Annotated in this window: 13 protein-coding genes; 9 read left to right on the top strand and 4 right to left on the bottom strand. The window is 67.8% G+C overall.

Annotation, left to right across the window (positions count from 1 at the left end; all coding sequences use genetic code 11):
* From OK17_RS15680 to OK17_RS15660, 5 genes are all read left to right on the top strand, one after another.
* Complete coding sequence (locus tag OK17_RS15680; protein WP_232715667.1) at nt 1-1,395, top strand: GntP family permease; 1,395 nt, start codon at nt 1-3, stop codon at nt 1,393-1,395.
* 231 nt (nt 1,396-1,626) lie between these two features.
* Nucleotides 1,627-2,916 (top strand): lipase family protein, encoded by a 1,290-nt coding sequence (locus tag OK17_RS15675; protein WP_461417993.1) that lies wholly within the window; start codon nt 1,627-1,629, stop codon nt 2,914-2,916.
* An 87-nt stretch (nt 2,917-3,003) separates the two neighbouring features.
* Complete coding sequence (locus OK17_RS15670; RefSeq protein WP_232715665.1) at nt 3,004-3,678, top strand: hypothetical protein; 675 nt, start codon at nt 3,004-3,006, stop codon at nt 3,676-3,678.
* Between the two features lie 156 nt (nt 3,679-3,834).
* On the top strand, nt 3,835-4,266 hold the full coding sequence (locus OK17_RS15665) for an organic hydroperoxide resistance protein (protein ID WP_005194509.1): 432 nt from the start codon (nt 3,835-3,837) through the stop codon (nt 4,264-4,266).
* Nucleotides 4,267-4,372: 106 nt separating this feature from the next.
* Complete coding sequence (locus OK17_RS15660; RefSeq protein ID WP_232715664.1) at nt 4,373-4,846, top strand: Dps family protein; 474 nt, start codon at nt 4,373-4,375, stop codon at nt 4,844-4,846.
* Nucleotides 4,847-4,951: 105 nt separating this feature from the next.
* On the opposite strand, the gene OK17_RS15655 is transcribed toward OK17_RS15660, so the two are convergent.
* Nucleotides 4,952-5,479: a hypothetical protein gene (locus OK17_RS15655; protein ID WP_006866576.1), complete on the bottom strand. Its 528-nt coding sequence runs from the start codon at nt 5,477-5,479 to the stop codon at nt 4,952-4,954.
* Between the two features lie 208 nt (nt 5,480-5,687).
* On the opposite strand from OK17_RS15655, the gene OK17_RS15650 reads away from it, so the two are divergent.
* The 3 genes from OK17_RS15650 to OK17_RS15640 all read left to right on the top strand — a co-directional run bounded on the left by OK17_RS15650 (nt 5,688) and on the right by OK17_RS15640 (nt 10,059).
* Nucleotides 5,688-7,142, top strand: coding sequence for a hypothetical protein (locus OK17_RS15650; protein ID WP_461417991.1), 1,455 nt, complete (start codon nt 5,688-5,690; stop codon nt 7,140-7,142).
* A 64-nt stretch (nt 7,143-7,206) separates the two neighbouring features.
* A complete protein-coding gene (locus OK17_RS15645) occupies nt 7,207-8,598 on the top strand; it encodes a DUF2252 domain-containing protein (protein ID WP_232715662.1) in 1,392 nt (463 codons plus the stop codon).
* Nucleotides 8,599-8,667: 69 nt separating this feature from the next.
* Nucleotides 8,668-10,059, top strand: a complete 1,392-nt coding sequence (locus OK17_RS15640) for a M20/M25/M40 family metallo-hydrolase (protein WP_461417989.1) — start codon at nt 8,668-8,670, stop codon at nt 10,057-10,059.
* On the opposite strand, the gene OK17_RS15635 is transcribed toward OK17_RS15640, so the two are convergent.
* A complete protein-coding gene (locus OK17_RS15635) occupies nt 10,056-11,117 on the bottom strand; it encodes an acyl-CoA dehydrogenase family protein (protein ID WP_461417988.1) in 1,062 nt (353 codons plus the stop codon). The genes OK17_RS15640 and OK17_RS15635 overlap by 4 nt on opposite strands.
* A gap of 195 nt (nt 11,118-11,312) precedes the next feature.
* On the opposite strand from OK17_RS15635, the gene OK17_RS15630 reads away from it, so the two are divergent.
* Complete coding sequence (locus tag OK17_RS15630; protein ID WP_154882019.1) at nt 11,313-11,768, top strand: helix-turn-helix domain-containing protein; 456 nt, start codon at nt 11,313-11,315, stop codon at nt 11,766-11,768.
* A gap of 82 nt (nt 11,769-11,850) precedes the next feature.
* Here OK17_RS15630 and OK17_RS15625 read toward each other — a convergent pair whose 3' ends face one another.
* On the bottom strand, nt 11,851-12,465 hold the full coding sequence (locus OK17_RS15625; RefSeq protein ID WP_232715659.1) for a lipocalin family protein: 615 nt from the start codon (nt 12,463-12,465) through the stop codon (nt 11,851-11,853).
* A 142-nt stretch (nt 12,466-12,607) separates the two neighbouring features.
* Nucleotides 12,608-13,033 (bottom strand): DUF7144 family membrane protein, encoded by a 426-nt coding sequence (locus OK17_RS15620; RefSeq protein WP_006866583.1) that lies wholly within the window; start codon nt 13,031-13,033, stop codon nt 12,608-12,610.
* Nucleotides 13,034-13,116: the final 83 nt, after the last annotated feature.

Here is a 13,116-nt window from a genome sequence, read left to right as displayed (position 1 = left end):
ATGTTGTCGACCACCACGATCCTCGCCGCGAGTGCGGATCTGCCCGAACCGGTCGCGCCGGGTTGGCAGCTCGTCGTCGCGGCTCTGGCCGGTATCGCGGTCATCGTCGTCGCGATCACGGTCGCCAAGGTCCATCCGTTCCTCGCACTGGTCGGCGGCGGTGCCACGGTCGGCATCGTCGCGGGTGAGTCGATCCCGACGGTCCTGGAGTCCTTCACCACCGGATTCGGTTCCACCGCAGCCGGTGTGGGCATCCTCATCGCGCTCGGTGCGATGTTCGCGAAGCTGCTCGCCGACTCCGGGGGTGCCGACGAGATCGTGGACACGATCGTCGGCCATGCCTCCCCGCGCATGCTGCCGTGGGCGATGGCGCTCGTCGGCGCGATCATCGGTCTGCCGATGTTCTTTGAGATCGGCCTCGTCCTCCTGATGCCGGTCATCTATCTGGTTGCCCGACGCTCGGGCCTGGGTCTGATCCCCATCGGCATCCCCGCGCTCGCCGGTCTCTCGGCCATGCACGGCTTCGTGCCGCCGCATCCGGGCCCGCTCGTGGCGATCGACGCCCTCGGCGCCGATCTCGGCCTGACCCTCGCACTCGGTGTCGCCGTTGCCATCCCGACGATCATCGTCTCGGGTCCGCTGTTCGGCACCCTCGCCGGCAAGTGGGTGACGGTCCAGGCGCCGACGACCTTCGACGTCGATCCCGACGACGGCCCGACCACCAAGCGGCCGTCCTTCGGTATCACCATGTTCAGCGTTCTGCTGCCCGTCGTCCTGATGCTGGGCAAGGCGCTCGCCGAGATCTTCATCGACGACGAGGACCAGCTCCTGCGCCGCGTGCTCGACATCCTCGGCACGCCCTTGATCGCCCTGCTGATCGCGGTCGTCGTCGCGATGTTCACCCTGGGCCGTGGCTCGGGGATGGACCGCGAGACCATCTCGAAGTGCACCGGTGCGGCGCTGCCCGCCATCGCGGGCATCCTGCTGATCGTCTCTGCCGGTGGCGGATTCAAGCAGGTTCTCGTCGACACGGGCATCGGCACGCTGCTGGCCGACTGGGCCACCGGCGCGAACGTCCCGGTCTTGGTCCTCGCCTGGGTGCTCGCGGCGTTGATCCGCCTGGCCACCGGCTCGGCGACCGTCGCGACCATCACCGCATCGTCGCTGATGCTCGGACTCGTCGACGGGTTGAGCTCGGGTGAGGTCTCCCTGGTAGTCCTGGCGATCGGCGCCGGCTCGGTCTTCCTGTCGCACGTCAACGACGCGGGCTTCTGGCTGGTCAAGGAGTACTTCGGCATGACCGTCGGCCAGACCTTCAAGACCTGGTCGATGATGGAGACCCTGCTGTCGGTGAGCGGTCTGGTCGTCGTGCTGGCCCTCGGTGTGGTGATCTGACCGGGCTGACGCTCCGCTGAAAAGCGCCCCTGGGAAGCGTCCCGCTGAAAAGCGCCCCTCGGAACCGCCCCTGGGATCGACCCTCACCAGCAGAGCCGGCGACATGGTGTCGTCGGGTCCACTGTGGAGGGCGGATCCCGGGGGCGGTTTTCGGTGGCGGCGCGGATGGTCACGATGCGAATGAGGACCCAGTCACCTGACTCAACTTACTGTGGGGTAGGTTACTCGCCCATGAAGCTGAAGTCGGGAACGAGCGTTGGGTCGCGCCGCAGGTCACGCCTGCGAAAGACCACGATTGCGGGTGCGGTGGCTGCGGCTTGTGCGGCCGCCGTGATCAGTCCGGCGCCGGACGCGAGTGCGGCCGATTTCTACACGCCGCCGGCATCCTTCGCGACCGATCCCGGCTCGGTGATCCGGAGCCAGCAGATCCCGCTGCTCCTCCAGATCCCGGGTGCGCCGAATCAGTGGCCGGGCACAGCACGCAAGGTCATGTACACCTCGACCTACCAGGACGGAAAGCCTGCCGCGGTCACCGGGACCGTCGTCGAGCCGACCGCGCCGTGGACCGGGAAGGGTCCGCGCCCGACCGTCGTCGTCGGCCCGGGCACCATCGGTCAGGGCGACCAGTGCGCGGCGTCGAAGCTGATGAGCCTGCCGATGTCGGTCGATGTCACCAAGCCCAGTATCGGCGTGAACTACACCGCTCCGGAGATGTTCTACATGCTGCTCAACGGTGTGCGGGTCTTCGTCACCGACTACATCGGCATGGGCACCCCGGGCATCCACACCTACGTGAACCGCTCGGAGACCGGTCACGCCATGCTCGACGGCGCGCGGGCCGCGTTGCGTGCGTCCGGTGCCCCGGTCGACGCGCCGGTCGGTTTCGTCGGCTACTCACAGGGCGGTGGCGCCGCCGCCTCCGCGGCCGAACTCGCGGCGACCTATGCACCGGAACTGAACGTCCGTGCCAGTTATGCCGGTGCGCCGCCCGCCGACCTGGAGAAGGTCATCCCGGCCATCGACGGGAGCACCATCGCCGGCGCCATCGGCTTCGCCGTCAACGGCCTCACGCAGCGGTACCCGGTGGTCGCCGACGTCGTGAAGCGGGAGACCAACGCATCCGGAAAGGCTGCGCTGAAGCAGATCTCGACGAGCTGCATCGGTGACATCATCCCCGCCTTCGGCTTCCAGCAGACCAGGAACTGGACCCGCACCGGTGAGACACTCTCCGCGGTGATCGCACGGTCGCCGGAGGTGCAGAAGGTCGTCGGCGAACAGCGCATCGGTCGCCTCAAGCCGAACGCGCCGGTCTTCCTCGAAGGTGGCCTCAGCGACGACGTGATCCCGCACGGTCAGGTCGCCCAGCTCGCCGCGGACTGGCGGGCACAGGGAGCCGACGTCCGGTTCGTCACGGACCCGACGCCGCCGATCCTGACCAAGTCGATCGTCAACCACGTGGTCCCGATGCTCGGCACGTTCCTGCCCGGCATGGAGTTCGTCCTCGGCGAGTTCCGGAAGTAGTCGAACAGAACAGAACACGACAGGGCCCGCCGGCAGAGCTCCGGCGGGCCCTGTCCGTTCCCGAGGCCCGGATGGCAGGATCGAGGAATGAACGATCCGCACGGGCCGGGGGACCCCCACGATCGAGACCCCGAACGCATCCCGACCCAGGCCGAGCTCGACGCCGAGGATCTCGCCGCGCTGGAACGCTCGTCGCGTGACCGGGACCAGGCGGCGCTCTACCCGCCGCGACCGTCCGACCCGGGCAGCCCGCCGGCGGCCCTGGCACTCCACGCCCGCGTCGTCTGGTGGGGTGCGGCGGTCATCGGGCTGATCTTGGCGATCTACGGCTTCTTCAACCTCGGCACCATCACCGACGACCTGCGGCAGCGCCTTCTCGAGGGGGTCGTGACCGACCCGGCCAACTCCGCACCGGAGGACCAGGTCGAGACGCTGGCCGGGTTCTTCCCGCCGTTCATGCTGGTCATGATCGTCGTCGTCCTGGTGATCGAGTACCTGCTCCTGGTGGCCGCAGTGACCCACCACAGCCGACACTGCCGCAACTTCTTCCTCGCCGCCGTGGTGGTCCATCTCCTCTGCATCCCGGTCGGCGTCGACCTCCTCTTCCGTTATCCCGACATCTCGTCGACGATGGTCGTTCTCAGTTGGGTGCAGTTCGCGTTGCTGGTGATCGCGGCACTTCTCACCGCGCGTCGGTCCGTCAACACCTGGCTGCCGGAGTCGACCCGGATGAAGCCGACTCGCATGATGCGCGGCCGCTGACACGAGAGTGTCGTATCGCCGCTGACACTCGGCGTCAGGTTTGTAACCCCCGCCACCAGGCGGTTTGATCGGAATGAATCCGGGTACAGGTCGGTTGGACAGAACGTTGGTTCTACAGAGCCGAACATCCACCACCTGAACCCAGGAGGACCTCCGATGGCAATCGAACCCGTCTACACCATTTCGTCCAAGGCATCCGGCGGCGGACGCGACGGTGAGGTGGTCTCGGCCTCGGGCCAGATCGACCTCGACCTCCGACCGCCGAAGGAGATGGGCGGCAGCGGCGACGGCTCCAATCCGGAGGAACTCTTCTCGGCCGGCTACGCGGCGTGCTTCCTCGGAGCTCTACGAGCCACGTCGAAGGCAGCCGGTAGCCCGGTGCCCGACGACTCGACCGTGAACGTGACCGTCGGCATCGGCAAGGACCCCGCCGACGGCGGCTTCGGATTGACCGTGGCGATCGACGTCTCCATTCCCGGTGTCGACGAGGCGAAGGCCCAGGAGCTGGCGAACAAGGCGCACGAGTTCTGCCCGTACTCCAAGGCCACCCGCGGCAACATCGAGCAGAAGGTCACTGTCACCGTCTGACACCGGCCGCCCGAACCAGTCGTTCTCTCCGACGGGGCGTCGAACTCAGCCCGAGCCGGCACCCCGATAGCACTCCCAGATATGACAAGGAAGGACATTCTTGATCATGACCACCCCCATCACCAGCACTCTCACCGACGAGCAGCAGTCCGTGGCCGGCAAGGCCCTGCAGGACACCCTCGTCGACATGCTCGACCTGACCCTGATCGCCAAGCAGGCCCACTGGAACGTCGTGGGCAAGCAGTTCCGCTCGGTGCATCTCGACCTCGACGAGCTCGTCACCGTGGCGCGTGAGTTCACCGACGCCGCCGCCGAGCGCGCGACCGCCATCGGCGTCAGCCCGGACGGCCGTGCCGAGACCGTGGCCAAGACCGCGAACACCAAGGGTTTCGGCGAAGGCTGGACCAAGGACACCGAGGTCGTCGATGCCATCGTGGAGAACCTCAAGGCAGTGATCGACGGTCTCCGCGAGCGCATCTCGGTCACCGAGGAAGCCGACCCGGTGACGCAGGACCTGCTCATCTCGTTCGCGTCGAAGCTGGAACAGCTGCATTGGATGTGGCAGGCGCAGTCCGCCTGACCAACCGGATGAGCCCTCGATCGGGGCCTCTCACAGCAACGAACCCCGTCGGTACCAACCGGCGGGGTTCGTTGTGTTCGGTTTGTCTGCGTGGTCGACGCGGCGTCAGTCGACGGCGGGCTCGCCGACCTTCTTGTCGGCCACATCGGCGTCGGTCGTGATCGTGCCCGGATCGTCGTCGGCGTAGGAGTCGCGGAAGGAAACACGCGGGGTCGACGCCGAGTGGTACAGCGCGATGCCGGCGAAGACGAGCGCGGCCAGGAGGAAGATCGCCGAGGCCGCGATCGTGACGATGTGCACGACGGTGGCGTACACGCCGTCGAGCGGCCCGACCGCGATTGCCCCGGCAGCGGCGAGGACCGCGCCCAGCAGTGCCCAGGCCGCGGAGCGAATCCACGGCGCCACCACCGATGCGTAGAAGAGGCGCTGATAGATGGTGAGAGAGAACTCGTCCACCGCTGCGAGTCGGACCTCGTCATCGCCTGCGAGATCGCGCAGTTCGCGCGCCAGTGCTGTCTGTCGTTGCAGGGTTGCGGACTCCCGTTCGCGGTAGCGCACGAATGCAGCCGCACCGAACGCCGACGCGAGGAGTCCCAACCCGACCATCACACCCCAATAGTCCACGGCACACACGCTACAACGCGGTGCGACACCGCTCGTGAACCAGGTCACAAGGGCGTCTGTCGGTGCGGGTCACGACGGTGCAGGCCGGATCTCGATGCGCGACGGGGGTCGTGGGGACGGGCGACCGCTGATACGTTGGGCGACCGTCTGCGCCAACGTCGGCCGAGACCCGTGGCGACCCCTGGTCGAGCGGAGCCGAGACGGGAGGAATGCACTGGTGACGATCCGGATGATCGGGGCGGCGATCGTCTGCGTGATGGTCGGGCTCTTCATCAGCGCATCGGCGGGGCAGGCGGACACCGACGGGGTCGTGGCGCTCGCCGACCCGCGGCCGGGTGCCGCCGTGCTGGCCGGCGCGGAGCCGGATTCGGTGCTCGTCAGCCGCGAGTTCTACTCCCGATCCGATGAGGCAATCCTCCTCGGGCCGGGTGCGCTCGACGAACCCGGGACCCGGGAGCGCGTCGCGGCGGCCGCCGGCGAGAACCACGTGCCCGTGCTCACCGTGCGCCCGGAGACCGCGCGAAGCGTCGACGAGGAGTTGCGGCGCCTCGGAGTACAGCGGGTGGTCCGCGTCGGCGAGATCGAGGGGTTCGACGACCACCGGTCCACGGTGGACCTCGAGGACCTGCGCGGCAACCTGCGCCCGAGCACGGACGAGCCGATCGTGATGGTTGCCCGCGGTACCGCGATGGACGCGACGCTGACCGCCCGTTCCGCGGGGCGCGTCGTCGAGGTACCCGTGCCCGATCCCAGGGCCGATGGCGACGCCGTCGCGGCCGTGAGTGGCGCGTCACCGACGACCGCGATCCGCGCGGTCGGTCCCGGCTTCGGCGACGACGCGGTGTTCGCGACACGTGTCGATCAGGCGCGTCGGACGCCGGAGCTCCCCGGCGGCGGACAGATCGTGTTCCCGGGTCGTCGGATGGTCGCGCTCTACGGTTCACCCGACGCGCCGGCGCTGGGTCCGCTGGGCCGGCAGGGCGTCGAGGCGTCGATCGACCGCGTCCGGCGCCTGGCGGCCGACTATCAGCGGGTCAGCGCCGAGCCGATGATCCCGGCATTCGAGATCATCGCGTCCGTCGCGTCGTCGGAACCGGGCGAGGGTTCCCGGTACACGAACATGCTCGACCCGGCCGTGCTGCGGCCGTGGGTCGAGGCGGCCGGACGCGCCGGGGTCTACGTGACCCTCGACCTCCAGCCCGGACGCATGGACTTCCTCGAGCAGGCCCGGCGGTATGCGGACCTCCTCGCCCTCCCGCACGTCGGGCTGGCGCTCGACCCGGAGTGGCGCCTCAAGCCGGACCAGGTGCACCTCACGCAGATCGGGTCCGTCGAGGCCGACGAGGTGAACCGCACGTCGGAATGGCTCGCGGGGCTGGTACGCGATCGGGGACTGCCGCAGAAGTTGTTCGTGCTCCACCAGTTCGACGCCTGCATGCTCGCCCAGCGGAAGAACATCAGAACCGATCGACCCGAACTGCAGGTGGTCCTGCACGCCGACGGGCACGGGACACCGCCGGTGAAGATGGAGACCTGGCGCAGATTGCTCGACGATCTGCCCGCGGGAGTGTGGATGGGCTGGAAGAATTTCTACACGGAGGACAAGCCGACGTTCTCGCCGGCGACGACCATGGCGGTCGCGCCGACACCCTGGTTCGTCTCGTACCAGTAGCGCCGGGAGGCCACCTCCGGGCTCCGACGGGCGCCCGGGCCACGCTCCACAGGGAGGAGTCCCGGTGCCCACCACGCCCGCCGATCTGGCCGCCTGTCCGACACGCGGCGAACGTGCCGACCCGTTGGCGTTACTCGCCGCGCAGGCGCGCAACCGCGTGCCCGAACTCATCCCCGTCCGGCATGCGCGGATGGCGGAAACACCGTTCACCTTCTATCGCGGCGCCGCCGCGGTCATGGCCGATGATCTGTCCCGGACCCCCGACACCGGCATCATCACCCAGCTGTGCGGGGACGCCCACCTCAGCAACCTCGGCCTGTTCTTCAGCCCGGAGCGTCGAATGGTGTTCGACCTCAACGACTTCGACGAGACCCACATCGGGCCCTTCGAATGGGACGTGAAACGACTGGCCGCGAGTTTCGCGATCGCGGGTCGCAACAACGGGTTCGACGACAAGACCAACCGCAAGATCGCCAAGACGGTGGCGAAGGCCTACCGCCGGAACATCAGACGCAGTGTCTCGATGACGACGCTCGAGTGCTGGTACGCCGGAATCGATGTCGAGTCCATGCTCGCGGATCTGGGCGATCGCCTGGACACCTCGATGACCGCACGGACGCAAAAGGCGTTGCGCAAGGCCCGGCACCGGAACAGCGCGCAGGCCCTGGCCAAACTCTGCGAGATCGACCCGGAGGGCAACGCGCACATCCGTAGTGACCCACCCCTGCTCGTTCCGCTGACTGAACGTTTCACCGACGAAGATGCCGCCGTGGTCGAGGAGCGGATCCGGGAGCGGGTCGACAATTACCGGGCGACACTGCCGTTGCACGTGCAGACCCTGCTCGCGCAGTTCTCCCTCGTCGACATCGCGTTCAAGGTCGTCGGTGTCGGCAGTGTCGGGACCCGCGCGTGGATCGTGCTGATGATGGGCAGAAGCCTGGAGGACCCGCTGTTCCTCCAGGTCAAGGAAGCGCAGCGGTCGGTCCTCGCCGACCACGTGTCGTCGTCGGGTTTCGACAACGCGTCGGGCTTCGACAACCAGGGACAACGCGTCGTCGAGGGGCAGCGGCTGTTGCAGGCGGCCAGCGACCTCTTCCTCGGCTGGTCGACGGGACTCGACGAGAACGGGGATCGCCGCGACTTCTACGTGCGTCAGCTCCGCGACGGCAAGGGGTCGGTCGTCGTCGAAGCGCTCCGACCCGATGGGATGAAACTCTATGCGCGCCTGTGTGGGATGGCTCTCGGTCAGGCCCACGCCCGCACGTCGACACGGTTCGACATCGCGAGGTATCTCTCCGAGACAACGGGTTTCGCCGACGCGATGGCGGACTTCTCGATCTCCTACGCCGATCTCAACGACGCCGACCATGTCCAGATGACGGCGGCGATCAACCGTGGTGAGCTGAGTGTGTACGACCTCGCCGCAGCGGAAGAGAAGGCGAAGGGAAAGGGTTGACCCGGTCCCGGCTGTGGTACACAGGCCGCAGGGCGAACCGACAGTCGAAGCCGACAGGGAGACGTGTGCATGGACGATGCGACATTGCGGGATCGGGTGCGGGAGTTGATGCCTCGCGCGAAATCAGATCTGGCGGAGATGGTTCGGTTCCGGTCCGTCCACGACCCGCAGCAGTTCCCGCCGGAGGAATGCGACGGCATGGTCGACTGGCTGATCACGACATTCCGTGAGCTGGGCGTCGACGATGTCGCCGCACACGTGACCAGTGACGGATCCAAGGCCGTCACCGGGCAGATCCCCGGTCCGGAAGGCGCGCCGACGGTTCTGTTGTATTTCCACCACGACGTGCAGCCGCCGCTGGGTGACGACGAATGGGATTCCCCGGTCTGGGAGCTGACCGAGCGCGACGGCCGCTGGTACGGCCGCGGAGCCGCGGACTGCAAGGGCAACATCGCCGTACATCTCACCGCGCTGCGTGCGCTCGCCGGCGACCTCGGCGTCACCGTGAAGATCATCGGCGAGGGCTCGGAGGAGCAGGGGACCGGTGGACTCGAGCACTTCGCGGTCGAGAACCCCGACCTCCTGCGCGCCGACGCCATCCTGATCGCCGATTCCGGTAACTTCGCCGTCGGCAAACCGAGCCTCACCACGACGCTGCGTGGCATCGCCAACATCGACGTCTCGGTCGAGACCCTGGAATCGGCAATGCATTCCGGAATGTTCGGGGGAGCTGCGCCCGACGCGCTGGCCGCCCTCATCGCGATGCTGGCCACACTGCGTGACGAACACGGAAACACCACCATCACCGGTCTCGATGCCGACGCCGAGTGGCCCGGCGTGTCCTATCCTCCCGAGCAGTTCCGTTCGGATGCAACGGTTCTCGACGGCGTCGAACTCGTGGGGTCCGGGTCGGTGTCGGACATGGTGTGGGCGCGGCCGGCGGCGACGGTGCTCGGCATCGACTGCCCACCGGTGGTCGGATCGTCCGCAGCCGTCCAGCCGCGGGCCCGGGCGCGCATCAACCTGCGTGTGCCGCCGGGAATGGACCCGACCTACGCCCAGGACGCGCTCATCGAACACCTCACCGCGGTCACCCCGTGGAATGCGCGGGTGTCTTTCGAACGCGAGGCGGTGGGTTCGCCGTTCGTCGGTTCCACCTCGGGGCCCGCCTACGAAGCGCTGACCGACGCGCTGGCGGCCGCCTACGGGAGCGAGGTGCTGATCCAGGGGCAGGGTGGGTCGATCCCGCTCTGCAACGTCCTGCAGAGCACGTTTCCGGACGCCGAGATCATGCTGTTCGGTGTCGAGGAACCGCAGTGTCTGATCCATGCGCCGAACGAGAGCGTCGACCCGACGGAGATCGAGCGGATCGCGCTCGCCGAGGCTCTCTTCCTGCGTGATTACGCGTCCCGCGCGGCGGAGGCGCCGAAGTCGGCCGCCACCACCGCGGGCGAGGTCTAGCGAGAGTCGGGTTCGCCCGCGAACCGTCGTACGAGGAGGTCCTTCAGCTCGGGCCGACTCGCCGCGACGAGGATGAACGAGGCCTCCCGAAACAGTCGCTCCGCGTCGCTGCCGTGCAGCAGTGCCTCGCCGCCGCGTGCTGCGACGAGGGCGGCGACCGCCTCGAGAGCGAGCCGGGCGGCGTCGGCGCGAGCGGCCAACAACGCCGTGGCGTCGTCCATCGCCGAGTCGAGGGCCATCCGTGCCTCGTCGGCGCGCTCACGGAGACGTCGTGCGGCGGGCGCCCGTCCCGCGACGTCGAGGAGTGCCGTGCAGCGCCGGACGAGTCCGAACGGCAGCGTGCCGTTGAGGCGGACGCCCACGTTCTGGTTCGCGAAAAACTCGTCGATCGAGACGCGACTGACGACCCGGGCGTCGGGAACCGGGAGGCCGTCGACCTGCAGTGACACGGTCGACGTCGCCGCCGCGGCGGTCAGCTCGACCGGGGATGTCCGAACGGCGGTGGGCAGCTCGGCGGTGGGGAGGATCGCGGCGATGACGTCGTCGGTCTCTGTATCGCGGGCGGAGATCTGCAGGAGGTCGACGGTTCCCCAGCCGCTGACGAATGGCGCATGCCCGGTGAAGACCCAGCCGTCGTCGGTGCGGGTGGCGGTCATCCGGGGCGGGGTCGGGACGACTCCGGCGTAGGCGACCCCCGCACGTAGTCGGCCGGCGACGGTCGGCTCGAGTAGCTCGTCTCGTAACGATCCGTTCGGGGTTCGTGACAGGGAGATGACGACACCGTGGTGCTGGAGCCAGGTGAACGCGGTCGACAGGCAACCGCTGACCAGAACCTCCAAGATCTCGGTGACCTCACCGAACTCGAGCCCGGGTCCGCCGGCCTCGACCGGCGCGGCGATCCCGTAGAGGCCGGCGTCGGCGAGTGCCAGCCAATGGGATGGGGGTACGACTCCGGTCCGGTCGACCTGAGCGGCGGCGGGGAACAGGACGTCGTCGGCGATCCGAAGGGCCGCTGCGCGCAGGGTGCTCCGGCGCGCGGCCGGGTCCTGGGTGCTCACGGAGTCCACCCTACGTCGCAGCGGATGTGGACGTATGACCCACTCCCTGAGTGAAGTGGATAGGGAAAGTCCGCGTCCCGCAGCACAATCCCGTGACGAAGACCGATCGATTTGGGACCAAAGGCCCATGACCGGGGGCCGACCCGTCGGTAACCTCTGATGTGGGTCGGAGGAGACTCTCGTGAAAGGAATCAGGTGGGCGCAGGTCCCAATGGTGGTGACGGGCAAGTGATGAGCATTGCGCCGGAACGTGTTTCGCACAGCGAACAGGTTTCTCGTGGCGGAGTGTCCGACTTGCGTACCAGTGAGCGGTATCTACGCGCCGCGGTCACCGACCTCATCGAGCGTAATTTCCGCGACCCCGATTTCAGTGTCGAGGTCGTGGCACGGCACCTTCACGTGAGTCGCCGGCACCTCTACCGTGTTCTCGCCGGTAGTCCGACGTCGCTGGCCGAGATGATCGCCGACCGCCGTCTCGAGTGGGCTCGGCGCCTGTTGACGGGGCCGGGAAACCTGAAACTCGAAGCGGTGGCCCATGCTTCGGGCTTCGCCTCGACGGCGACGATGCGCAACCGCTTCCGCGCCAAGTACGGGCTCACCCCCGACGAATTCCGGCGCGCTGCAGCGGCAACCGACGCAGAAGCCAGCTAAACGATTTCGGCGCAAGCACTTTGGGTGCTTGCGCCGAAATCGTGTTTCGTTCAGCGCCGCATCGCGGCCGCAGGTCGGACCGTCACAGGGTGCACAGCGGCGAGTAGTCGCTGCGTCCACCGGTCGTCGGTGAGACGAGGAACGTGCACGGGTTGAAACCGACCTTCTCGATCTCCTTGGTCAGGCGACGCAGTTCGCTGTCGGAGACGACCTTGTCGCGGGAGAGTAGGAATCCCGATGCGCGACTCGGATCGCCGACGATCGAGTACTTGTAGGGGCCGTCCGGGTTCTCGCCGTCCTCGATGTGGGCGATGATGTAGTTCGGTGCCCCGTTGGGGTTGATGCTCGCCGGTGTCTGCGGGAACCGCACACTGAGCTGGGCGTTCGACTTCGCGTCGACGACGGTGGCGCGCCCGAGGACGCCGCCCTTCGTGCCGGTGGGTCCGGTGCACTGGTTGTCGACGCCGATGGTCTTCTCGTCGATCCGGGTGTAGAAGGCGCTGGTGTCCTTGGCGCAGGTCACTCCCCAGAACGACGGCACGGTGGCGAGCTGCCACCATTTGCCGAGGTAGCGGTCGACGTCGACCTTCTCCACCGGGGCGAGCGGCGCGGCCTGTGCCGAACCGGTTCCGATGACGAAACCGAGTCCGACGACGATGCCGGCCACGAGGGCTGCGAGGGTGCGTGTGACGCGCATGGTGTTTCCTTTCGTGGCCCGATCATCTCCGTCGAGCCCCAATGGGCTGTCGAGAAGGGTTCGGACCACGGCGGGTCGCGGATGGGTCGTGGGCACCCTGCAGGCCTCGTCGGCCGGCATCGACGCTGGTGGAGCGGGGAGATTACAGGTTGTAGGCGTTGTTCGGGTTCCAGGTGGACACCGCCCAGATGACGATGAGGTCGAGGACGATGATCAGGATGGCCCACGCCGGGTAGTAGGGCAGCCACAGGAACTGGGCGATGATCGACAGCGAGGCGATCACGATGGCCGCGATGCGCGCCCAGTCGGCGCCGACCGCGAGACCACCGGCGATGAGGATGCCGGCGATGCCGAGAATCAGGTGGATCCAGCCCCACGCGGTGAGGTCGAACTCGAAGACATAGTTGCGGCCCACGACGAACAGCTCGTCGTTGGCGATCGCCGAGATGCCCTGGAAGACCGAGACCAGGCCGGCGACGAACAGCAGCGCGGCGGCGACGATCGAGATCCCGAAGGCGAAGCCCTGCTTGGCGGACGAGTTCGCCTGCTGATCGGGGGAGGCGCTCATGATGGCGTCCTTTCGTGTTGGTGAACACCGGCGCCCAGTGATCCTGAACGACGGCGCGGTGGCGTTGTTGCGGGTGGACCTTA

The organism is Gordonia sp. GN26 (assembly GCF_054823965.1).
The sequence above is the reverse complement of the archived record's forward strand: the minus strand, read 5'-3'. Positions and strand labels throughout refer to the sequence as shown.

Coding starts and splice junctions, on each gene's coding strand:
- OK17_RS15625 (WP_232715659.1), bottom strand. CDS start 12,465: ATGCGCGTCACACGCACCCTCGCAGCCCTCGTGGCCGGCATCGTCGTC.
- OK17_RS15680 (WP_232715667.1), top strand. CDS start 1: ATGTTGTCGACCACCACGATCCTCGCCGCGAGTGCGGATCTGCCCGAA.
- OK17_RS15670 (WP_232715665.1), top strand. CDS start 3,004: ATGAACGATCCGCACGGGCCGGGGGACCCCCACGATCGAGACCCCGAA.
- OK17_RS15620 (WP_006866583.1), bottom strand. CDS start 13,033: ATGAGCGCCTCCCCCGATCAGCAGGCGAACTCGTCCGCCAAGCAGGGC.
- OK17_RS15665 (WP_005194509.1), top strand. CDS start 3,835: ATGGCAATCGAACCCGTCTACACCATTTCGTCCAAGGCATCCGGCGGC.
- OK17_RS15640 (WP_461417989.1), top strand. CDS start 8,668: ATGGACGATGCGACATTGCGGGATCGGGTGCGGGAGTTGATGCCTCGC.
- OK17_RS15660 (WP_232715664.1), top strand. CDS start 4,373: ATGACCACCCCCATCACCAGCACTCTCACCGACGAGCAGCAGTCCGTG.
- OK17_RS15675 (WP_461417993.1), top strand. CDS start 1,627: ATGAAGCTGAAGTCGGGAACGAGCGTTGGGTCGCGCCGCAGGTCACGC.